A 23934-nucleotide genomic window follows, 5' to 3' on the forward strand; every position below is an offset into this window, starting at 1 on the left:
TTTAATCCTTTTCACTCATAAATATCAAATAGATAAAAACAAGGACAATTCCAACTGTAATAGCACTATCAGCAATATTGAAAATATTAAACTGGACAAAATCTAATTGCAGCATATCAATTACATACTTTAAGTGTAATCGATCAATAAAATTGCCAATAATTCCCCCTAAAACTAGGGCTAGGCCAGTATCAAAAAGCCAATTTTTATATTTAGGATTAAAAAGATAATAAACTACTACCGCAATTGCAGCAATACTAATTAAATAAAACAAAATCATTTGCCCGCTAAAGATATTCCAAGCAGCTCCATCATTTTGTAAATACGTAAACGAAAGAATTCCAGGAATAACAGTGTGTTCATCACCTATTTTAAAATTAGTAACAATATAGTTTTTTAACCCTTGATCAGCGATAACTACTAGTAAAGAAATTACTAAATATAAGACTTGTTTGGCTCTCTTCATTAGAATAATCCCGAAATCTTTCCATTATTGTCTACATCAATATCTAAAGCAGCAGGATGTTTAGGAAGGCCCGGCATGTCTAAAATTGAACCAGTTGCTACCACAATAAAGCCAGCCCCATTTTTAAGCGCAAGATCTTTAACATGGAGAATAAAATCTTCTGGAGCTCCAAGGATCTTCTTTTTATCGGTAAAACTATACTGCGTTTTAGCAATAATCACTGGTAATTCATCTTTGCCCATCTTCTTAATTTCTGCTAATTGTTTCTTTGCCGTATCAGAATATTCAATATCCTTGGCATGATAGATCTTATGAGCAATTTTGGCGATCTTATCTTCTACAGAATCTTCTGGCTTATAAACAGGCTTAAAGTCACTAGCTTTACCAGTTAACTCAACAACCTTTTCAGCTGCTTGGATTCCTCCCTTTGAACCTTCATCATGGTAAGAAACAATTTCACATTCAAAGCCATCATCTTGAACTAATTCTTTTAATTTGTTCAATTCCTGGTCAGTATCACTGGCAAACTTATTAATCAAGACAATTACTGGAACACCATAATGAGCCATATTTTCCATATGACGCTTCAAGTTAGCAAATCCCTTTTCTAAAGCAGGGATATTTTCTTCATCTAAATGATCTGTGCTTTCTTCAGCTTGATACTTTAATGCTCTTACAGTTGCTACTACTACAACAGCATCTGGACGTTTATCTAAGTGGTTTGATACAAAGTCCATAAACTTTTGCCCACCAAGGTCTGCGCCAAAACCTGCCTCAGTTAAAACATAATCACTTAAATGTAAGGCTGTGTTAGTAGCAATTACTGAATTAGCACCATGAGCGATATTTGCAAATGGTCCCCCGTGTACAATTGCCGGAGTATGTTCAAGCGTTTGAACTAGGTTAGGCTTTAATGCAGTTGATAATAAAGCAGCAATTGCTCCTTCAAACCCTAAGTCTTTAACATAAACAGGTTCATCTTTGACAGAAAAGCCAACAAGAATATTTCCAATTCTCTTCTTTAAATCATTAATGTCAGTTGCTAAACACAAAATAGCCATTAATTCATTTGCTACAGTAATTGCAAAGCTAGCTTCATGTTCGATTCCATTAAAACGTGATCCTTGACCGATAGTGATTTTTCTTAAAGTACGATCATTAACGTCAATTCCGCGTTTTAACAAAATACGATTTGGATCTAACTCTAGACTATTGTCTTGATAAATATAATTATCGACTAAAGCAGCTAAAGTATCAATTGCACTAGTTAAAGCATGCATATCTCCTGTAAAATGCAAATTGATGTCTTCCATTGGGATGATTTGTGCATATCCACCACCGGTAGCTCCACCCTTTAATCCAAAAACAGGACCCATTGAGGGCTCTCTTAAAGCAATTAAAGTGTTTTTATGGAGTTGGTTGCGAATAGCATCCCCCAAACCAATAGTAATAGTCGATTTTCCTTCACCAGCAGGAGTAGGACTAATTGACGTAACTAAGATTAACTTTCCAAGTTTTTGGTTCTTCTTAATGCAATTAATACCCTTCCAGCTAATCTTAGCTTTATCATTGCCATAAAGTTCAATCTCCTCTGGCCGAAGGTCAATTTTTTGTGCAATTTCTTTAATTGGTAATTCTTTAGTATTCTGAGCAATCTCGATATCTGACTTCAAATTCATTTCTTCTTTCTCTTAAATGCTAAAAGCAAATAAGTATTAAGCTTACCTTTTGCTTCGTATATGTCAAATGCCTTCCATTGCCACTTAATTTTTAAGTCCTGAAGCTGAATTTTTTGACGGTATGGTAATTTTAACCAATCCCCACTTGCCTCTTTTTGAAAATAAGAATTAAGCCAGGTATAAATGACAATAATTACAAAAATAGTTCCTAAAATAAGCGCAGGATAACTAATTGCCTTGTTACTTTCATACCCAACAATAAAGGCTACAAAAATTAGTGCTAAGAGCCAGGAGTAATAAATTACACCCGCAGCTCCTAAAAAAATAAAATGCTTTTTCATAATTTAGAATTTAGGTCACACCCTATTTATTAATTATCTCTATTGTAACAAAAATAAAGCAGATTTACGTTTTTGTTTAAAGTTGTGTTCTAGACTATAATATTAAGCAAGAACATGGAGGAAATTAATATTATGAAAATCGGCGTTTTAACTGACAGTTCATCTTATTTAACTAAAGAACAATGTGAAAAATATGGTATTGATATACTACCAATTCCAATTATTTGGGACAATAAAGAATATCTCGATTTAATCGATATTGGTTTTCACGAATTTTATAAAAAGCTAAATAGCTCTACAACCCTGCCGACTACTTCTCAGCCATCAATCGGAACAGTTAAAAAATATGTTGAAAAGTATGTTGCTGAAGGATATACAGATTTAATTATTATTACGCTCTCAAGCGGTATTTCTAGTTTTTATAGTAATGTCTTAAGCGTAGCAAATGAAGAAACACGTATTAATATTCATCCCTTTGACTGTAAAATCACATGTGCTGGAGAAGCAGATGCAGCAATCTTAGCTGGTCGACTGGTTAAAGCGGGTGCTGATATTAATCTAATCATGCACGATTTAAAAGATCTACGAAATACTACTGACGTTAGATTTATGGTAGATAGTCTTAATCACTTAAAACGAACTGGACGTTTGTCAAATGCTGCTAGTTTTGTGGGTTCTATTTTAAAAATTAAACCCATCTTATCTATGGACGTTCAAAACGAAGGTAAAATTTCTGCAATTGCTAAAGAAAGACAGTATAAACGTGCTTATAATCATATTAAGAAAGACTTTAATCGCCTAACTGCTAATATGCCTTATCCAATTCAGCTAACAATTTTTCATGCTGATGATGAAAAAAGAGAAGCTGCATGGGTTAATGATTATCAAGCAAGTTTTCCAAAAGTTAAAGTTGATCAGAGTATTATCGGTCCAGTTGTTGGAGTTCACGTTGGTCAGCATACTATGGCAATGATTTGGTGTCGTGACTTAGATTCTTACTTTGATAAGAATGGGCAACCACTCTTAAATATTAATTCTCAAGCAGTCGAAGATTAAAAAAAGCAAGTACTACAAACTTCATGTAGTACTTGCCTTTTTTATTTAATCTGACTTTTTGTAACTTTTTTAATACTTAATTTTCACGTGTAAGTTATCATGCGCAGAAGTATCATATAAAGTCTGCAAATATAACTCATATTGGGGATTTTCTGAAATTAGTCGTTGATAGATTTCAGACTTCTTTAGCTTCTGTAGTTCGTCAAAATTGATATGATTCTTGCCAGTAAAGAAATGATAATTCATTTCGCCAAAAAGACGCCCCATCTGTCGAACGCTCGTTAAATCATCATGATTTCGATACAAGTCTTTTTGCATTAACTCTGCAGAAATAGTCCCTAACTGAATATTTTCTAAATAGTCATGAAAATGAGTTAAAGTCCAATTTAGCTTTTCTTTATCAGTTAGATAGTCTCGCATCTTAAAATGGTGACATGTATAGCTAATTTCTTTTGGAGAAACTTTAACTACCCCATAGACCTGATCATTAGAGCAAAAACTTGCGGTTACAACTTCCATTGCTGGACATGAATTTTGGGGTGGCATGATATTTTGAGCATGAATATGACCAGAAAAGACTAGTTTCACATTATATTGAGCTAATAACTTACGTAATTCTCGATAGTCGTCAACTACATAACCTTTATTTACAGCCGGATTATGTGCATATAGATTATGATGCATACAGAAAATCACGCGTAAGTTATGCTGACTAGCATATTGAAGTTGCTCTTTAATCCACTTTCTTTGCTCTTTTCCTAAAAAAACTGCTGTAGCTGGGGCAGTAGCTGATTCTTCTTTTCCATAATCATTTGAATCCGCTAAAATTAACAAATAATCTGGATTCAGCTGAACACTATAAGCTAAAGAACTACTATCAACACTAACTGCAGTTTCATAAGAAGTTCTAAAAATATTGCGCCACATTCTAGGACTAATTTGCCCAGCATAATATTGCTTTTTACCATGAAATTCTCTTGCCCATCCATCATAAATATCGTGATTTCCAGGGAGAACAAGAAGTTTAGTTTTAGTCAAAGGCTTGAAAATCTCAGCAAATCTCTCAGCTGAAACTCGCTCCCCATTAAAAGTTACATCCCCAGTAACAATAATTGCGGCAGGCTTCTTTTCTTCTGCCATTCTAACAAAAGCACTAAGAGCAGTTTCTTGATAATAAAGATCTTTACCTTGACTAGTTTTTTGCATTTGAGAAAAAGCTTGACCATCATCATGTAAACTATCTGCAATCAGATGGGTATCGCTAATGACCCAGAAGCTCGTTTTTTTGTCTTGCGTTAACATTTTTATCTCTTATTTGCCCAATATTGATAATAATCTGTTCTTAAATTACCATTGTAAAATTTTCGTTTTTTAGTAGCTCTAGCACCAAAGAATTTTTCAAATTGTGGATCTGAAGTTAAATAATACTGACTAAATGAAGATAGCGGACGCAAAGTTTGTCCCATTTCTTCATAAATCTTTTCAGCTGCCTCACGATCTTTCAATCGCTTACCATAAGGTGGATTAGCAATAATTACCCCATTTTCCAAATCAGTCGCAAAGTCTTTTACAGCAACTTGCTTAAACTTAATATCTTGTAATACGCCAGCATTATGAGCATTAACCTTAGCAATTTCTAAAATTGACTGATCAATGTCGCTTGCTAAAATTGGTGCATGTTCTGTCTTTTCCTGCGCCTTAGCTTCATCCACTAATTCTGGATGAAGCTGCTTATTAAACCAGTCAAAATTATCAAAAGCAAACTTTCTCCAAATACCTGGAGCTACATTTTTCGCTTTGAGAGCAGCTTCGATTGCAATCGTACCTGATCCAGTCATGGGATCAATAAAAGGATGAGATCCATCAAATGGTGTTAATTCAATTAATCCAGCTGCGAAATTTTCCTTTAAAGGTGCTCCACCATGTTCTACCCGGTATCCACGTTTAAATAAACTCTGACCAGTTGTATCCAAACTTAACCGTGCTACATCCTTATAAATATGAATATCTAAAGGATACTCAGCGCCACTTTCAGGTAAAAAGCCACGTCTACGATATTGATCGGTCAGCTTATCTACAATTGCTTTTTTAACAATTGATTGCACATCAGGCTCAGAATGCAATTTACTGCGAACGCTTCTTCCCTTCACAGGAAATTGTGCATCCACTGGTAACAATTCGGCCCAATCATAGCTATAAACTTCATCGTACAATTGGTCAAAACTAAATGCCTTGAATTCTTTTAATAAAATTTTGATTCGATCCGCACTTCTAAGCCATAAATTGGTCCTTACGATATCTTTTTGTGTACCTTTAAAAAATACACGCCCATTTTCAGTATTAGTTTCATAGCCTAGATTGTTTAGCTCTTTTGCAACAACGCTTTCAAAGCCAGCGCCCATTGTCGCATATAATGTGTATTCTTTCATTTTTATTCTCTATCTATACTAAATTTTTTTATAAAAAAAGGCTGAGCCAAAGCTCAACCCTAACCTACAAATCTCTATAAGCCACGTTCTGTTCCAATAAGATTTGGTTGAATCTTATCTTCAGCGACCATCTATCTTCATTAAAAATGACTTCGTCTTTAGTTCATTTACTTAGACGAAAGCGCCCCTACCAAATTTGGGTTGCCCGCTTGCAGGGTTTACCTCGTTCCACCAGCAAAGTTTCCCTTGCTGCTTCGTCACTGTGGCACTTTTCAGGATAGTCACACATGTCAAAAAATGATTTAGTGCTTTTTCCGCCGTAACTTGCTAAAAACAAGTCCCCCAGCTTATTGGGCTGAGTACAAAAACTACAAGCATCTCAGCTTGTGCGTGCGTGGACTTTCCTCAGCTAGTATAAGCTAACCGCGATCGCTCGAAATTTGCAATAACAATTATATCATAGTTTTAATTAGCTTGGTAAGTTCTATCTTGTTGATTCATTCTTTGCTCAAGGTTGTAAACTTTACGCTCTAAAGTAGAAATCCGCTGAATCATAGCTACGTTAGTAGTTAATTCAGGAGTTTCTTTTTCTTCATTGGTGCTACTTACTATAGGTTTCTGGATATTATGAGGAGTATATGTCTTAACATCATCCTCAACTTCTTCATTTTTGAAATCTAACTTAGGAGCAGTATTTTGTGTTGATGCTTGTTTTTGTTGAGCTTTTAACTCACTAATTTGTGTCTGCAAATCTTCAATAATTGTCGCAAAAGTACTATAGTCAGAAATAATCGTATCAAGGTATGAATCTACTTCATCTGAATCATACCCCTTCATTTTGGTTCTAAATTGTTTTTTTAAAATACTTTGTGGATTTAGTTGAATATCATTTAAACTTGCCATTTATTTCGTCAAACTCCTTAATTGCAGACTAATGTCTGTCTTTAATTTAGGCGATAAGGTGTTAACTAGTTATTAGCTCAATGGCACTCACCATATCGTATATATTTAGTATAAGTTATAAATTTTCTTCAAGCAATAATAGTCCCTGTTTCTAAAAAATTTCTTATTAAATTAGTCTTATATAAGCTAAAAAATTTACTTTTAAAATCTAATAAAAATTATTTTCTTGTCGATGATTTTCTTCATACTCTTCTGCTGATTCTTGTAAATCATAAAAATCAATTATATCTACTGGGTACTCATGCCCCTCTTGATATTTTTGGATGGCCTCGTAATCATATTTAGGCTTACCAGGATGTTCAGGATCATAAATTAAAACTGCACGGTCGGTATGTTCCAACATGAAACTTTGATAATTTTTTAATTGCGCTGGACTCATATATGGATAATTTGAAGTTGAAGCGGTGAAGTCAACTTGTTCGGTTAAATTTTGATACTTCATCTGATTATTTTCATTCCATCTTTTAGAAAATTCTAAGTAAGGCGTCATCAAAGCCGTGTGAACGCTATATTCATTCTGAAGTTGAATTGCCGCCTCCAGCGCCCATTGTTCAATTCCTAAATTTGCGCCACTAATTATCCAGTCAATTTTTCCTTCTTCAAGTAAACTTTTAAAATAATTAGTTAAAGCATATTTAATTACAGTTAACTTAGGATCCTTATCACTAAAGATACTTAATTCATATGAACGATATCCAGTAACCCATAGACGCTTCATTGATGATCCTTTCTTTCTCTAAAAATGATTTAAAATCTTTGCTATAATGCTAAACAGGAGTGATGTTGATGGTAAAATATCCAACAGGCAGTTTAACACATTATACTAAAGATCAAACTGACCTTCTGCATCCAAGAAAACAAAAGCATCGCAAAGATGTCGTATTTTCTGATCGTGGAATGAACCTGGAGCAACAAATTAATGAATCTAATAAGTATTATCTTCTTGAAGATATTGCTGTAGTTCATAAAAAGCCAACTCCGGTTCAAATTGTCAAAGTAGATTATCCCAAACGTTCTCGAGCAGTCATTAAAGAAGCTTACTTCAGGCAAGCATCTACAACTGACTATAATGGCGTTTATCAAGGTCGATATTTAGATTTTGAAGCTAAAGAAACGAGAAATAAAAGATCTTTTCCTTTGAAAAACTTTCATGAACATCAGATCATCCATCTTGAAAGATGTTTAAAGCAAAAAGGGATTTGTTTTACAATCATCCGTTTTGTAACTCTTAATCGCTATTTCGTAACTCCAGCGAGTTTTGTAATTAAAGCTTGGAAAACACCGCATAAGAGTTCGATGACAATTCAAGAGTTGATTAATAATTCAATTGAAATTAAAAGCGGATTTCGACCAACACTTCCTTACTTGGATGCGATAGATAATTTTATAGATAGGAACAAAAAGAATGGCAGATAACAATCAAAAGCCAACTAATTCTAGAATGGCTAACCTTCACCCCGAAGGTAAACCGCGTAAAAAAATTTGGCTACAAATAATTAAATGGTTCTTTATTGTAGCAATGTTAATCATCGTTTCTGGGGTAGGACTATTTGCGTATTACGCTAAAGACGCTCCTAGCATTTCACAAGCTCAACTTCAAAGCGGCGGAACGAGTAGCCTTTATACTCGAGATGGAAAATTTCTTCTTTCTTTAGGTTCTGAAAAAAGGACTTACGTCAATAATGATGAAATTCCTAAAGAGCTCAAAAATGCTATTGTCTCTGTCGAAGATAGACGTTTTTATAAAGAAGGAATTGGACTTGACCCAATTCGAATTGTTGGCTCTGTCCTAGTTAACGCTAAAAGTAAAGGCGTTGCTGCCGGTGGATCAACTATCACTCAACAATTAGTTAAGCTTTCTGTTTTTTCAACCGCTGCTTCGCAAAGAACCCTTCGAAGAAAAGCCCAAGAAGCATGGCTCTCAATGAAAGTTGAACGAGAATTTAGTAAAGAACAAATTTTAGAGTTCTATATTAATAAGGTATACATGAATTACGGTAACTATGGAATGGGTACTGCAGCAGATTTTTACTATGGCAAGGATCTAAAGGATCTTGACTTAGCACAAACTGCCCTTCTTGCAGGGATGCCTAATGCACCAGTTACCTATGACCCATATGTTTACCCAGAAAAGGCTAAGTATAGAAGAGATATTGTTTTAAGAGCAATGCTTAAAAACGATAAGATTACTAAATCCCAATATACACAAGCTGTTAATGAGCCAATCACTCAAGGATTACAACCTAAGAAGAACAATGCAACTTCAGAACTAAGAAAGGTTGATGATCCATACATTAAAGAAGTAATCAGCGAAGTTAAAAGCAAAGGATTTAATCCTTATAATGACAACTTAAAGATTACTGTTAATATTGATCAAGATGCTCAACAAAAACTTTATGATCTAGTAAACAATGGATCGGTTCCATTTACTAACGATAAGATGCAAGTTGGTGCAACAATTATTGATCCAAGAACTGGACATGTTATTGCCATTATTGGCGGACGCAAGCTCCCCTCTGTTCAATTAGGTTTAAACCGCGCTGTTCAAACTGGCCGTTCAACTGGATCCACTGTTAAACCGGTATTAGACTATGGTCCAGCAATTGAATATCTTAACTGGCCAACTTCTCATATATTAGATGATTCTAAGTATGTTTACCCTGGTACTAATATTCAACTTTATGACTGGGATAATAAATACGAAGGCAAAATGACTATGCGTCATGCTCTAGAACAATCAAGAAACGTTCCTGCAGTTAAAACCTTAAGTAAGGTTGGGGTTGCACGTGCATCACTCTTTGCAAGAAAACTCGGCGTTAACGTTCCTTCTGATTCTGGCTTATCAGTCGCAATCGGGGCTAATGCTTCTTCTCTTCAAATGGCAGGAGCTTTTGGTGCCTTTGCTAATAATGGTGTTTACCATAAGCCACAATTTGTTTCTAAAATTGAAACGCCAGATGGTTTAACTAGAAATTATGATAGCAGTGGTACTAGAGTCATGAAGGAATCAACAGCATATATCATGACTGATATGCTTAAGGGTGTGTTAACTAAAGGTTCTGGTACACAAGCTCGAATTAAAAACTTATATGAAGCGGGTAAAACTGGTACTGTTAAATATTCAGATGAAGAATTGGTAAAATATCCTCAATACAAGAATTCGCCAAAAGATTCATGGTTTGTTGGTTACACTAAACTTTATTCAATGGGGATTTGGACTGGATATGATAATTTGAAAGATGGTACCCCATCAGGCGTTGGCTCTTCTTCAGCTCAACTTCTATATAAGCAAATGATGTCTTATCTCATGACAGACAAAGCTAATAAAGATTGGACAAAGCCAAGCACAGTTGTTAGACGCAGGATTGCAAATGGTACCCAAGATAAAGTAGTTTCTCCTACTGCAAGCAATTCAAGCTGGCAATTATTTGTCAAAGGTCATGCACCCAAAAATCCTTACAGTGAAGTAACCGTCGATAAACGGAAAGATGAAGATGACGACGTTGACACAAGATTTGATACGGAAGATGATACATCATCTAAGGGGCAATCTCATTCTCAAAGTAGCTCTTCATCAAGTCATGCTGAACAACAATCATCAAGTCAAAAGCAGTCATCTACTTCTAATAACAATAATTCAAATAACCAGAATCAAAACAATAATCAGCAGACGGAAAATAAATCTAACAATCAAAATAACAATTCCCAACAAAATACAAATAACCAAAATAATCAAAATCAACAACAAAATCAGGGAAATAATTCCAATAATAATCATTAATTATTGAAATTAAACAAAAGCTCCAGAAGAATCATATCAAATATGACTTCTGGAGCTTTTTTGCATATATTTTAATTCAAAAATCACTTTAAAGGTGGTAAAAAAGAATAAGGATCTTGATCTTTAGTTCTAGCTGGCATTGTATATCGACCAAATAAAATCATTGCATGATGTGTACGAATCCATTCTTCTTTTGGCAGTAACTCTTCAAGACGTTGTTCTACCTCATGCGGAGTAGCTTTTTCTCCCACTATTTTAAATCTTTTAGAAATCCGAGATACATGAGTATCAACTGCAATTGCAGGTATTTTAAAACCTTCTGCCAAAACAACATTAGCCGTTTTCTCACCTACTCCTGGTAGTGTCATTAAAGTCTTTTTATCCTTGGGAATTTCACCATTAAACTTATCTGTAATAATCTGTGCTGTTTCCTTTAAATGCTTAGCCTTTGTACGATACAAACCAATCGTGTGAATATGTGCTTCGATATCTTTAATACTAGCTTGGGCTAAACTAGCACTATCAGGATAGTCACTAAAAAATTTAGGTGTTGTTTTATTAACCATCTTATCAGTAGTTTGTGCACTCATTAAAACCGCACAAAGCAAATGAAACTTTGTATCCCAGTGAAGTTCTCCTTTTGCATCCGGATAAAGAGACAAAATTCTTTTTAAAACTAATCGAGCTTTTTCGTCTGACAATAATTTTTCCATTTAATCACCTAATTTCGTTGAAGGAAGTTTTTAATTTGGTCTGTAGTTGTAAGACCGTGTCGTTGCCAATTTAGTAAAATTCGATCAACATACTTAAAATTATATACCTGCGCTAAAATTGCTTCACGCAGAGCCAATTTAACTATTTCTGGATTGTAATGATCTATATTAAGCCAAGCAGCAATTTCTTGCTTTTCAATTGGACTTAAAAGGCGTCCAAATTCAATCTCGAATTGTCTTACTAATTCTTGCAGTGGATTTACTGATTCTCTTTTTTTTGTTCCTTCTCCTGAGTAAACTTCATCGTAAGCATTCGTATCTCTTTCATCAATAATTGTGTCTAATTTTTGATATAAAGGCTTGAGATCATAAAAATTTGTAATTCGACCTTCACTATCTCTCTTTTGCCCTAATTCAAGCAGTTTTTTATCAATTAAATCCTGAATTAGCTGCGAAACTTCGACTGGCGACAAATTCATTCTTCCTGATAAATCATTATCACTTGGGAAAAAATTATTTGCTTGTTTGAATGATTCTAATTGCAATAAAAGCATTGCTTCAATTTCAGATATTTTTAAAGAGGGATAGTAACGTAAGAGACTATTAGAAATGACTGTAAAGCCTTCATTTTGGATAGCCGCAAAAGACGCCATACACTTTTCCTTTCAAAAAAAGCTGAACTAAAATAGTTCAACTTTTTATATTATATTAAATTATCGATTATGGTTGCATTCTGTTAATTAATCTTGGGAATGGAATAGCTTCACGAATATGATCTAACTTACAAATCCAAGCAATCGTACGTTCAAATCCCATACCAAAGCCAGAGTGAGGAACACCACCAAATTTACGTAAGTCAAGGTACCATTGGTAATCTTCTAAGTTTAGTCCTGCTTCTTCAATTTGCTTTTTCAAAATTTCGTAGTTTCCTTCACGTTCAGAACCACCAAAAATTTCACCGTATCCTTCTGGCGCAATTACGTCAGCACATAAGTATTCTTTAGGATTATCAGGATTCTTCTTCATATAGAAAGGCTTAATTGTGGTTGGATAGTTAACGATGAAGACTGGACGATCAAATTGTTCTGAAATATATCCTTCATCTGGAGCACCAAAGTCGTCACCCCATTTAATATCACGACCAGCTTCTTGAAGCATTTTAATAGCATCATCGTAAGGAAGACGAGTAAAGTTACCTTCAGTAGTTGGACGTAATTTTTCAGGATCTCTACCCAAGATTCTCAATTCATATTCATTGTTTTCAAGAACTTGCTTAACCATATATGCTAAGTATCTTTCTTGAATATCTAAAGATTCATCTTGATGCATCCATGCCATTTCTGGTTCCATCATCCAAAATTCTGTCATATGACGACGGCCTTTAGATTCTTCTGCTCTAAAAGTTGGACCAAAAGTAAAGATCTTGCCGTAAGCCATAGCGCCAGCTTCACCGTATAATTGACCAGATTGTGACAAGTATGCGTCATTGTTAAAGTATTCTACATGGAATAATTGTGTAGTACCTTCTGGAGCTGAATGCATGAAAATAGGCGCGTCAAACTTGATAAAGCCCTCTTTTTCAAAGAAGTCAACAGTAGCTTTAAACATAGTATTTCTAATTTGCATAATAGCAAATGGGCGTTTAGATCTTAACCATAAGTGACGGTTATCAAGTAAGAAATCAACACCATGTTCCTTGTTACCGATTGGGTAGCCCTCGTTATTAGAAACAATTTCTAAATCTGAGATTTGAATTTCATAACCGAAGTGAGAACGCTTATCTTCGTGAACAGTACCAGTAATATAAAAACTAGCTTCTTGACGTAAAGACTTAGCTGCTTCAAAAACTTCTTCAGAAACATCATTCTTACGAACAACACCTTGGAAAAATGCAGTTCCATCACGTAATTGCAAGAAGATAATCTTACCACTTGATCGTTTATCAGTTAACCAAACATGCATCTTAACTTTTTGGTCTACATGTTTAGAAGAATCTTTAATTGAGATTAATTCTGTCATTACTTACCAACCTTTTTAATTAAATTTAATTTTATTATACTAAAAAATTGCCTATTAGTTTAACAAATTTACAAATTGTCCGCATAAGCTAATTCTTTTCCGCTTTTAAAGTTATAAAGGACATAGCCGTAATTGCCATTTTTCTTATGATAAGTCACTTCCCAGACTGGCATCCCTTTATACCAACCTAACTGACATTTAAGATTATCATGTCCAGGATGAGCACTATTAAAAATCTTTAGGATTTGTTCTTCGCTTTTTCCTTTATTTGCTTGATAAAGGTAAGCTTTTTTGCTTTTTGGCAAATAGATGAAGTAATACTTCTTTCCCTTCTTACTAGTCCCGGCTAAACTGTTACTTTCTACACTTCGACTCAAATGATAATTTTTGGTGATTGTAGTAATTGGTGTTTTTTCAAGTGCAATTTCATTAGTTTGTTTTGCTTTATCACTTGCCGGCTTAGTTGCAAAGTAAAATACAAAACACAAACATAAGTATATTACTGCAATAACTCCGACCACAATTCCAGTAATTTTAAGCCCTTTTTTTACATATTTATTCATTCTGCTTACTATTCCTTAAAACATTTAGTAGTTGTTGTTTGCTGACCTTTTTTGCACTCACAGGAAGGCCAGCTAAAAACTGTTCACCATAAGATTTATTCCAAACACGTTGATCTAAAATTATAAAGATGCCATGATCACGTTCATTTCTGATTAAGCGACCACAGCCCTGTCTAAAGCGTAAAATAGCTCGCGGCAGTGTATCAACTTCAAAAATCTTATCAGCACCAACCTGCTTTTTTAAACATTCTGTTCGCAACTTTACTTCTGGTTGATCAGGAGATTCAAACGGTAAGCGCGTAACAATTGCCAAGTCTACCCCGTTATGCTTGAAGTCGATTCCTTCCCAGAAACTATTAGCCCCAAGCAAAACGGCTTTTTCAGCAATTCCAAAACGTTTAGCAATTTTTTCATTTGAACCAGTTAATCCTTGAGCTAAAATTTCATAATCTTTTAAATTATTACTTTCACTTAACTTACTAAAGACATCACGAATAACATCTAAATTTGTAAACAAAACCAAAATATGATTGTAATTCTTAATCTGTGTAAGCAAATTACTAATAAACTCCTCATATTCGGGACTATTTGGATCTTCAGGCGCATCGTTATCAGAGAGAGCATAAACTTTTAAATGCTTCTCCACCTTAAAAGACGGCTTAGCACGATAAGTTAGCGTTTTTTTAGGATCTAAATATAGATTTTTGATTGTATATGAAAAATTATCTTGCTGCGCTAAAGTAGCTGAAATAAACAATTTTTTATCAAAATATTGATATAGTTGTTGCACTTCTTCTTCAGGATCAAGCATTAACCAAGTTAAATTAGTTGATAAAGGATCATCTTCGTTACTGATTTCCAAAACAAATCCTTCGTGATCTAACTTCTGCGGTTCGCTTAGTTGATCCAATAAAAGATAATTCTGCTCTGAATAATAGTCAAGATGGTCTATCTCTTCTTGCAAGTCCCTTATTAAAACATCATCACTAGTCAAAAGATTCTTTTGCTGATGATATAAAAGAAATAATAATTGATTTGTTTCTTGACGAACAATTTCAATATTATCCTGCATTTGACTTAACAACTGTTTAAACTGAGGAACATTTCTAAATAAATCCTGTCCTTGAAAGCCTAAACTAATTGCATTCTGTCTTCTTTCTTCCCGACTTGTAGCAAAATTTCGATTATCATAAAGGGCTTGCTGAACTTTGTTTATCGAATGAATTAAATCCGTAGTATTTTTCTCAAGTTTATCCAAAATTATCTTAAACTCGATATTATTACCGAATCTAACTTTTGCACTGTCTTCTGCATAAAAAAGCAAGTTGCGCAAATGGCTACACATACCCCAAAAGCTTTCAAACTGCAGCGAATCATTTCTTGAACTTGCCACGTTTTCAACAAAACGATGTGCCTCATCAACAACTAAAAATGGATTTTGTCCCCAAATTGAGTCCATATAATGGTTTGCTAAATAAGCATGATTCGTAATTAAAATATCAGCTTGCTCTTGTCTGCTTCGAGCAAGATTCCAAAAATCGTAATCTGCAAATGCAGTTCCAATTCTTGCATCCCCGGGATGCTCAATTGCCGCAAATAATGGCGCTTGATAATTAGTTAACTGCAGTTCATCTAAATCACCAGTTTCAGTTTCAGTGAGCCAAATCAAAATTCCCATTTGTAAAATCAGAGTTTGCTGGATAGCATTATCAGTTTGATATAGTGAATTATAGAAACCATCTAAATCTAAATAGTGACTACTTGACTTAACAATCTGAGCATCTAAATCTAAATGAGTTACTCTTAGAAGCTGCGGTATCTCTTGTTTCAATATTTGTTCTTGCAAGACCTTCGTAGGCGTTGCTACAACCAATTTTCTACCTGAATAAAGCTCATACGCATAAGCCATTAAATAGCTAAAAGTTTTTCCACTTCCATTTGGCGCTTCAACTACTAACGAGTTGTCCGTATCACTATAGACAAATTCATGCAGTCGATTAATTAAACTTACTTGACCACGTCTAAAACGCAAATTTTTCTTAAATAGTTTCTTCTTCTCCTCATCACTTTGAGGAAACTCGCCTTTGCTTACGGCTCCAATATGACGCAAAGGTACAATTTGTTTCTTAAGAATTAAATGCTTTACTTGAATTAAATCTTTGTCTAATGGTCTCTTTGTTTGACGAGCAACTTGTCCTATTTCATAAAAAATATAATCAGTATCTCGCAATAATCCTTTAGATAAAGAAGTTAAAGTATTTAACGTTGCCTGAGGAAGAGCTTCAAGTTTTTTAATAACTTTTAGCAGTAATTTAGCTGTTACTAAAGCATCTGAATCAGCGCGGTGCGGATTTAAATGCTTAATTTTTAAACGAGCAGTTAAGTCACGTAATTTGTAGGATGGAAAAGTTGGAAAAGCAATTTGAGCTAATTCAACTGTATCAATTGCCTTTCCTGTTAATGGCTCTAAGCCAGCATTTACTAATTCATAGTTCAGAAAAGGAAGATCAAAATTAACATTATGTGCAACAAAAATTGTATTCTCTAAGATTTTTCGAATTTTAGGAGCATAGTAATTAAAATCGCGTGCTTGAGCAACATCTCTATTACTAATATGAGTTAAATTTTCAACAGCTTGAGGGATTTCACGATGAGGATTGATTAAGAATGAATATGTTTTGACTACCTTACGCTTTTTGATGATTGCACAACCAAATTGAATAATATGATCGCCTTGATTACGCTGCGTGCCTGTAGTTTCAAGATCGACGACCGCAAAAACATCATCTGTAAAGGCTTTTTTCATAATAATCTCCCTTCTATTCTGTTTCTAGTCTACTGGGACCACTTTCCTTGCGTCAAGCAAAATCAAATATTTTCCAATAACCTTCTTATCATTATTCATTTCATTTAGAGCTTGTTCATATAGCCGTAGCTGTCCGGTATATTTTTGCTTAATTTTTTCAATTGCTTGTTCTTCGTTTGTTTTATCGACAAAATCAGTTTTGTAATCGAATAAAATAAGACCATCTTTTGCTTCAAAATATCCATCCACCGTTCCATGAACTAAAACCTTCGCAGATGGATCAGAAAAGTCATTAAATAATTCACTAGCATTAACGAGACTTGAAAATTGGCTTTCTCTATGTAATTTATCCGGTTGCTTCCAAAATTCTTTAGCAAAATCACTCATTACAAACCAATTTAAAGCTTCTTTAGACAAATGCGGAACCATTAAAGAATTCAGTTTTCCTAATTCAACGAGCTGATCGATTTCTTGATCTAAATTTTCTTGGTCTTTATTACCTTCATAATTATAATATTGCAAAACTAAGTGCATTGCCGTCCCTATTTCAGCACCAGTAAATTTTTGTCCCTCTAAAAAGGTTGGTGTTTCATCAATTGGTTGTAAATAACGATTACTTGAAGATATAAGACGAGAGTTTTCAAGCTCTGTATCTATTGGATCATTAAAGGCTTTTTTAATTTCAGATACAGACTGATAAGCTGTAGTCTTAGTAGCATCTTCAAATGGATACTTAAAGTTGTACAATTCTTTAACTACCTTGTTTACGTTAGAATTTACTTCTTGGCTATCCTCATTTTGATCTTTAATTTTCTCAGGCTCCAAGTCAAGATTGAATTTTAAATAATAGAGCTTATCTTGTTCTTCTAAAGCAGAGGTCATATCTCGAATAGTTTGATCAAATTCATGTTTTTGCTCTAGCTTTGGTCCTAAAAAATCAAGCGGTGATTGAGCATTAATCTTTTTAACTAATGGAATTATATCTTTCTTTTGATCAAGCTCACTCACCCATTTTTTTCGTTTGTTTTCAATTTCGTTCACGCTTGCCACTAAGATCAATTTCTGCTGTGCTCTAGTTAAGCCAACATATAAAATTCTTGCTTCTTCTTCAAGCATTTGTTGTCTTTTTTGAACATCAGCTAATGATTTAACTAAAGAATCAATACGATAATTTTTTTCTTTTATCGTTAAACCTAATTCATTCTGACTAATTGTGAAATTTCCACTTAAGTCTCTAGTCTGATACTGATGTCCTAATCCCATTACAAATACTATGGGAAACTCTAGTCCCTTAGAAGCATGAATAGTCATTAATTTCACTGCATTATCTGCTTTATCGCTTAAGAGAGGTTGAGCTAAATCTTTTTGATTCTTTCTCATTCGCTCAATAAAACTAATGAATTGATACAAGCCTTTAAAACCTGCACTTTCATACGAAGTTGCCCGTTCATACAAAGATTCAAGATTAACTCTACGTTGTTGCCCATTTGGTAAACCAGTGACAATTTCTAAAAGATGTGTTTTTTCGTAAATACTCCAGATCAACTCAGAAATTCGGTGCGTAGCAGCAAATGAGCGAAGAGTTTCAAGCTGCTGTAAAAATTCTTTACATTTCTTTCCTAGAGACGAATTAACTGATGCAAAGCTAGTAAGCGCAGTATAAAAATTGCCAGCTGGAGTTTTAACGCGAATTTGTGCAAGTTCTGGTTCTTTGAAGTTAAATAGGGGTGATCTCATTACAGCTACTAGAGGAATATCTTGCTGAGGGTTATCAATCAACCTTAAGTAATTCATAATCATAATCAACTCAAAAGTTTGAAAATAATTTTGCGCATCAGTAACAAATAAAGGTAAATCAGCTTTGGCAAATTCTTGCATTACCTGCAAGTTATCACTTCTAGTTCTTGTAATAATTGCAATATCTGAATACTCAAGTGGCCTTTTAAGCTGCGTTCTGCGATCCCAAACTTGAAAATTTTCTGCTTTTAATTGCTTAATTCTCGCAATTACCATCTGAACTTCGCTAAAATCCATTTCATCGCCATATTGATCTTCATAAGCCGACTGGGTTTGTTTTTTATCGGTAAAAATATATTCACTTGCTGTCGGCAAATCTGATGGATAATAGCTAGCTCCGAACTGTAATTGGCCTTCTTTTTTATAATCAATACCACCAAAATTAGTTGTCAAAATTGGATTAAATAAGTCATTAACTGTTTTGGTGACCCTTTTGGTTGATCTAAAATTATCAGCTAGGATGATTTTTTCACTATCATTATCTTTACCATAAGTATGATACTTACTCAAAAAGAGGTCTGGCCGTGCTTGCCTAAAGCCATAAATTGACTGCTTGACATCCCCAACCATAAAAAGCGTGTTCTGCCCCTTCTTTTTAATGGCTTTAATGATATTTTCTTGAAGTGCGTTCACATCTTGATATTCATCAATCAAGATCTCGTTAAATTTTTCTTGATAATATTCTTGTGCAATATGTGCATTTGAAGTATCTGTCGTCAAAATACTAAAAGCAAATTGCTCCATATCGCTATAGTCAATCAAATTTTGCTCACGTTTTAATTGACTGAATTTTTGAATCAATTTTTTCTCAGCTGCAACAATTGTTTTAACTATCTTTTCTGACTTTTGCAAAACTGCTATTTGCTCTTTTTCTTCAACCACAAAAAAGCTAGCAAAAATCTTTTTAAGTTGATCGTTCAAGTCTAATTTTAAATCTTGACTATCTTGATATACTTCAATGCTTTCATCTGACCATTTTTTAGACTTTCGGACTGCTTTTTCAAATTTACAATTCATTAAATTAGCACGAATTTCGTTGTACGGTTGGTCAGTATTTAAAGATTCCCAAAAGCTATCTAAACGATTAGAAAAAATGTCATAATTCTCTTTAACTTTAACTAAATCAGAACTATTTATTTCTGGTTCAGCAAGCAGAGCTTCTACTTCTGCTTTTAAATCGGATATTTCTTTAAGTAAAAGAGGCTTTATTTGCTGCTGCCACAAATTAGATCGAATTAAATTATCGCCTACTTCATAGCAAGTCGGCAGATTATCGAGAAACTTCTCATAGTTTGGTTCGGTCGTTGCTGTATTATACAGTTGCAAGAGCAAGTTGCGAGCGCCTTCTGCATCCCGATCCCCTGAGAAATTATCATAAAAATCTTGAAAGTCTTGATTATCTCCTTCAAGATAATCTGCCTCTATCTCACGCAAGGCGCGCTCTTTCAAAAGTTCTGCCTGAGTTTCATCAGTTAAAACACTAAATTGCGGATCAAGGTCAATTACATAGTAAAAACGTCTAATTACATCTAAACAAAAAGAGTCAATCGTAGAAATATTAGCTGTATCGACATCTAATAATTGACTACGTAAAAATTGATTATCAGGTTCAATTTCAAGTTGATCGCTTATCTTTTGTTTGATTCGTTCTTTCATTTCACGTGCTGCGGCCTTAGTGAAAGTAATAATCAGTAAAGATGAGACTGGTGTACCCGACAGAATCTTTTTTAAAACTCGCTCAACTAAAACGGTAGTCTTACCTGAACCAGCAGATGCAGAAACTAAGATATCTTTTCCGGCATCATTAATTGCCTGATCTTGTTCTTTAGTAAAATTTGTCACCTATTCGTCACCATCCAAATCCAGTTTTTCTTTAATTAAGTTTAAAAGCGTCTTCTTATCAATTGCTTTAATCTTATGGTAATTATTTTCTTTTAACATAGCATCAAAGAAGAAAATATCTTTAAAGTCAGAATAAGTTAAGGAACTTTGTTGTCCATAAGTATATGGATCAAGTTTAATCTTACCTGATAAGATTTCACTTCCAGCATTCTTGATTAAGTAAGAGTTATATGCTAACAGCAATTCTAGTTGATCAGGGGTAAAGCTCTGATTTCGTGGCCAGCTAATATCACCATTAACCTTTCTTTTAATGCTGCTATATATTTCCGAAGTAGCTCGATCTTTCTCCATTCCTGGTTCAATTAGGTCCAGAATCTCTTCATCGGCAACTAAAATTCCGTTATACATTAGCTTCTTTGTGCTTTCTTTGAGAAGATCCTTAATTTGATAGTTACTTAGAATCATCTTATCACTACTTAAGCGTTCCAAGCTGCTAGTAATATTTTGATAAAAAGCTCCTAAAACATCTAAGTTTTTACCTTGAGCAAAAAACTTATTATTCTTTTTTAAGACTTCCAAATAAGAAATCATCTGCATTGAAATCCCATTGGCAAAGAGGCCTAAGTCAAATTTCTTCGCAGAAGACTTATAGTCAATTACCTCTCCTAAAACTCGATCATTCACCTTAGCCAGATCAACTCGATCCATTTTTCCTCGTAGATCAACAATCTTCTTTTGATTATTTTCATCTTTCCAGCTATAAGATAGCCCTGTCACTTTTTGATTTTTGCCGAAACTTAATTCCGAATATTGTGGTCTAAAAGTTGTTTTATTTACATTACTATGCCAATAATGGGCAACATTAGATGTAGTTTGGTCTAGCTTATGGAACAAATATTTATTGAATGGATCGTTTAAAAGCTGACGATATCTCCCCTTTTCTTTTAATTCTTCTCGTACTTCAATTAGTAGCTGATTTAACTTACTGTCAGTTAAATCAGCAAAATCCAAGTTTTTTTCCTTAATTTTTTTAACTAAATAGTCAAACGTTTCGTGATAATAATTACCTGCTTGAATTACATCAAGCTCATTTTCAAACCTCTTCTTTAAATGAAGCCCATAATTTAAGAAATATTCAAAAGAATTCTGGTAATAGGTCTCAAGTTGTGAAACTGAAGTCTCTATCCGATCTCCGTATAGTTCTTGGGCCAATTTGGGAGGGAGATTCTCAGGAACATTCTTAAAATTACTTCCTTCAAGCACATTTTGAGCTACTTCGCCTATTTCTTGCTCAGTCAACTCCAAGATAGAATCTACATTAACTTCTTGTTTGCCCTTTAAATAAGTTAAGTAACCTAGACTAGCTTCCGGATTAGTCATAAAAGTTAAAAGATCGCCAGCAGAACTAGGTAAATCATGCTGTGAAAATTCATTTGCCTGAGTTAACCTGAGAAGTTGTTTATAAAAGATAGATGGTTCTAATTGTTCATTTGCCGTATTAATTACAGGATAAGAAATATAAATCTTATCACTAGCTAAACTTAGTGCATTACCAAATTGATAATTCTGATCTAGATTATTAATTTTTTGCTGATCTTCTAAATAGCCACTAGCATTATTTCCATCATTTAGTTGTTCTAAGTTTTCTGAACTAAAGAAACCTGGAATTTTTTCAATCTGCGGCAAATTACTACTTGTTGCCCCAATAATAAATACTTGCTTATAACCTTGTCCTTGAACCATTCCCATTTCAGAGATATTAACTGCATCAAGAGTAGATGGAATTTGTGAAAAATTAGCCTCACTAAATCCGCTAATTAAGAGATCAAAAAATTGTTCTAAAGAAAATTCCTTAGCTACTAATAAGTAGTCCTTTAACAAATCGTTTAAGGTTGACCAAACTTGTTCAGGTTGCTGCGCTAACTGTAAGTCGCCAGCATCATTTGCTTCCTTTCGCCAAGCCTCTAGTCTTTTTGCAACTCGATTTTTAATTAAGAAGTTCCAAAAAATCGTCACTCCAGCTTGCGGATCTTTTTCTGTTTCTATATCTTCAAAAAATTCACTTAGAATACTAATAAAGTATTTACGCAAACGGTCAAGTTCTTCTACCTCTTGCTCTGACTTATCAAGTGCAATTACTTCCGCATCCACAAAACTTTTTAAAGGTTTTTTCCAAAGTTCTCCCTTAATACCATGTGCCAACACAAAGTTTTCAAGTAAATCTACATCATTTTGATAACGCGCTACGCTTTTATACCATTCGGGAATAAAAAGCTGCGTTTTCATTAGAGCAATTACATTATCTGTTTGAAAACCCCGCTTAAAAATTTGCTGGAGATTTTCTACCGCAACGACTAAGGGATGATACTTCATCTCTTTTTGCAGGTCATTGAAGAAAGGAATATTATTTTGACGCAAAATTGGCGTTAAGTAAGTTTCATATTCATTTAGATTTGGCGCTAAAACTAAAAAGTCTTGATAACGATAATTGTTTAAAGCAACTTGCTGGTAGATTGTCCGCGCAACAAAATATGCTTCGGCATATCTAGAATCTGCTTTAACTGGCTGCAAAAACTTACTTAAACTTTCATCAAAACCATTTGTCTTGGTCCAAACTCCATTTAATAGGGAGCTAGGATTAGTTTTAGTAAGTGGAAATTCAGTAGTTTGATAATTTAATTGCTGATTTTGCCAAAAATGCTCTAGTTGTCTAATTGTTCTTTGAACCACATAATCATAGTCTCCTTGTTCCGCTTTACTATCTATTTTGCCAATTTTTGTCTTAAACGCCAAAGTCGTATTCTTAGCTTTTTTTGAAATTAAGCGTACTGAAGTTAATTCTTGCAAGGAAAAATGCGAAAAATCGGAGAAGTAAAATACCATCGTGCTTAAACTATCGCTTTTAGCTAAAAACTCATTAAGCAAGAGCTGCATCTCATCTTTAGTTGCAAATTTTTCAGATAGACGATCAATAAAATCATCATAGATAATTTGCAAATCATGGACTTTATAGCTGGTTTCTTCATTTAATTTTTCATTATCAATGTTTTCTAAGTCAATATTTCCAGCCCGAACCGATAAAATCGCTTCATACATTTGCCTTAAAGCACCAGACGTAATTTGATTTTTATTTTGAAATAGTTTTAATTCGTCCTGATGATCCTTAACAATTTGTTCAAGTAGCATCACACTAGCGGCATCATCCAGAATTTGCGGTAATTTGATTGCTTCATCTTTCAAAAAATACCAGGCTAGTCTTGAAAAAGAAAGAATATGGAGTTTATTAACTGCTACTTGTTTTTTATTTGTTAAAACAGAGAGCTTGCTAAGTGCTCGTACTTCTGTGGTAAACTTAATATGGTTTGGCACGATAATAAAAACATCGTGCGTTTTATCTTGGTAATATGACTTAACAGCTTGATCGATAATCTCATTTTGCAAGTTGTCTACTTGTCTACCAGTAATTACATTAATCATAA

Annotated in this window: 17 protein-coding genes and 1 other RNA gene; 3 read left to right on the forward strand and 15 right to left on the reverse strand. The window is 34.0% G+C overall.

Translation table 11 applies throughout. The features are described from left to right. Window position 1 precedes the first annotated feature (1 nt). The 3 genes from lspA to LGAS_RS05005 are packed head-to-tail and all read right to left on the reverse strand — an operon-like array spanning window position 2 to window position 2486. Window positions 2-466 (reverse strand): signal peptidase II, encoded by a 465-nt coding sequence (lspA, locus tag LGAS_RS04995; protein WP_003647288.1) that lies wholly within the window; start codon window positions 464-466, stop codon window positions 2-4. Then, window positions 466-2145 (reverse strand): formate--tetrahydrofolate ligase, encoded by a 1680-nt coding sequence (locus tag LGAS_RS05000; protein WP_003647287.1) that lies wholly within the window; start codon window positions 2143-2145, stop codon window positions 466-468. The genes lspA and LGAS_RS05000 overlap by 1 nt, the downstream gene beginning before the upstream one ends. Continuing rightward, window positions 2142-2486 (reverse strand): hypothetical protein, encoded by a 345-nt coding sequence (locus tag LGAS_RS05005; protein ID WP_003647286.1) that lies wholly within the window; start codon window positions 2484-2486, stop codon window positions 2142-2144. The genes LGAS_RS05000 and LGAS_RS05005 overlap by 4 nt, the downstream gene beginning before the upstream one ends. A gap of 132 nt (window positions 2487-2618) precedes the next feature. On the opposite strand from LGAS_RS05005, the gene LGAS_RS05010 reads away from it, so the two are divergent. After that, on the forward strand, window positions 2619-3542 hold the full coding sequence (locus LGAS_RS05010; protein WP_003647285.1) for a DegV family protein: 924 nt from the start codon (window positions 2619-2621) through the stop codon (window positions 3540-3542). 69 nt (window positions 3543-3611) lie between these two features. Here the strand turns inward: LGAS_RS05010 and LGAS_RS05015 are convergent, their stop codons facing one another. The 5 genes from LGAS_RS05015 to LGAS_RS05030 form a co-directional block, all read right to left on the reverse strand. Beyond that, window positions 3612-4844: a metallophosphoesterase gene (locus tag LGAS_RS05015; protein WP_011678897.1), complete on the reverse strand. Its 1233-nt coding sequence runs from the start codon at window positions 4842-4844 to the stop codon at window positions 3612-3614. A 2-nt stretch (window positions 4845-4846) separates the two neighbouring features. Next, window positions 4847-5971: a THUMP domain-containing class I SAM-dependent RNA methyltransferase gene (locus LGAS_RS05020; protein WP_003647283.1), complete on the reverse strand. Its 1125-nt coding sequence runs from the start codon at window positions 5969-5971 to the stop codon at window positions 4847-4849. A gap of 72 nt (window positions 5972-6043) precedes the next feature. After that, window positions 6044-6412, reverse strand: an RNA gene (rnpB, locus tag LGAS_RS09470) — RNase P RNA component class B. Between the two features lie 24 nt (window positions 6413-6436). Beyond that, window positions 6437-6874, reverse strand: a complete 438-nt coding sequence (locus tag LGAS_RS05025) for a DivIVA domain-containing protein (protein ID WP_003647282.1) — start codon at window positions 6872-6874, stop codon at window positions 6437-6439. A gap of 208 nt (window positions 6875-7082) precedes the next feature. Continuing rightward, window positions 7083-7652, reverse strand: a complete 570-nt coding sequence (locus tag LGAS_RS05030; RefSeq protein WP_003652966.1) for an SLOG family protein — start codon at window positions 7650-7652, stop codon at window positions 7083-7085. 68 nt (window positions 7653-7720) lie between these two features. On the opposite strand from LGAS_RS05030, the gene recU reads away from it, so the two are divergent. Both recU and LGAS_RS05040 read left to right on the forward strand, forming a co-directional pair. Next, on the forward strand, window positions 7721-8350 hold the full coding sequence (gene recU, locus LGAS_RS05035; protein WP_003647280.1) for a Holliday junction resolvase RecU: 630 nt from the start codon (window positions 7721-7723) through the stop codon (window positions 8348-8350). Continuing rightward, window positions 8340-10715 carry a PBP1A family penicillin-binding protein gene (locus tag LGAS_RS05040; protein ID WP_003647279.1) on the forward strand — a complete coding sequence of 792 codons (2376 nt, stop codon included), beginning with the start codon at window positions 8340-8342 and terminating at the stop codon, window positions 10713-10715. The genes recU and LGAS_RS05040 overlap by 11 nt, the downstream gene beginning before the upstream one ends. Window positions 10716-10798: 83 nt before the next feature. Here LGAS_RS05040 and nth read toward each other — a convergent pair whose 3' ends face one another. The 7 genes from nth to LGAS_RS05075 all read right to left on the reverse strand — a co-directional run bounded on the left by nth (window position 10799) and on the right by LGAS_RS05075 (window position 23932). Then, on the reverse strand, window positions 10799-11428 hold the full coding sequence (nth, locus tag LGAS_RS05045; protein WP_011678898.1) for an endonuclease III: 630 nt from the start codon (window positions 11426-11428) through the stop codon (window positions 10799-10801). 8 nt (window positions 11429-11436) lie between these two features. Beyond that, window positions 11437-12081, reverse strand: a complete 645-nt coding sequence (locus LGAS_RS05050; protein WP_003647277.1) for a DnaD domain-containing protein — start codon at window positions 12079-12081, stop codon at window positions 11437-11439. Between the two features lie 67 nt (window positions 12082-12148). Beyond that, window positions 12149-13447: an asparagine--tRNA ligase gene (asnS, locus tag LGAS_RS05055; RefSeq protein WP_003647276.1), complete on the reverse strand. Its 1299-nt coding sequence runs from the start codon at window positions 13445-13447 to the stop codon at window positions 12149-12151. Between the two features lie 68 nt (window positions 13448-13515). Then, window positions 13516-14010, reverse strand: coding sequence for a PepSY domain-containing protein (locus tag LGAS_RS05060; protein WP_003647275.1), 495 nt, complete (start codon window positions 14008-14010; stop codon window positions 13516-13518). Continuing rightward, complete coding sequence (locus tag LGAS_RS05065) at window positions 14003-16816, reverse strand: helicase C-terminal domain-containing protein (RefSeq protein WP_003652959.1); 2814 nt, start codon at window positions 16814-16816, stop codon at window positions 14003-14005. Before LGAS_RS05065 ends, LGAS_RS05060 begins: the two co-directional genes overlap by 8 nt. A gap of 24 nt (window positions 16817-16840) precedes the next feature. Next, complete coding sequence (gene addA, locus LGAS_RS05070) at window positions 16841-20455, reverse strand: helicase-exonuclease AddAB subunit AddA (protein ID WP_003652957.1); 3615 nt, start codon at window positions 20453-20455, stop codon at window positions 16841-16843. Further along, entirely contained in the window at window positions 20456-23932 is a 3477-nt protein-coding gene (locus tag LGAS_RS05075) for a PD-(D/E)XK nuclease family protein (protein WP_003647272.1), read from the reverse strand. Between the last annotated feature and the right edge of the window lie 2 nt (window positions 23933-23934).

The organism is Lactobacillus gasseri ATCC 33323 = JCM 1131 (genome assembly GCF_000014425.1).
In the GTDB taxonomy this organism is placed as follows: domain Bacteria; phylum Bacillota; class Bacilli; order Lactobacillales; family Lactobacillaceae; genus Lactobacillus; species Lactobacillus gasseri.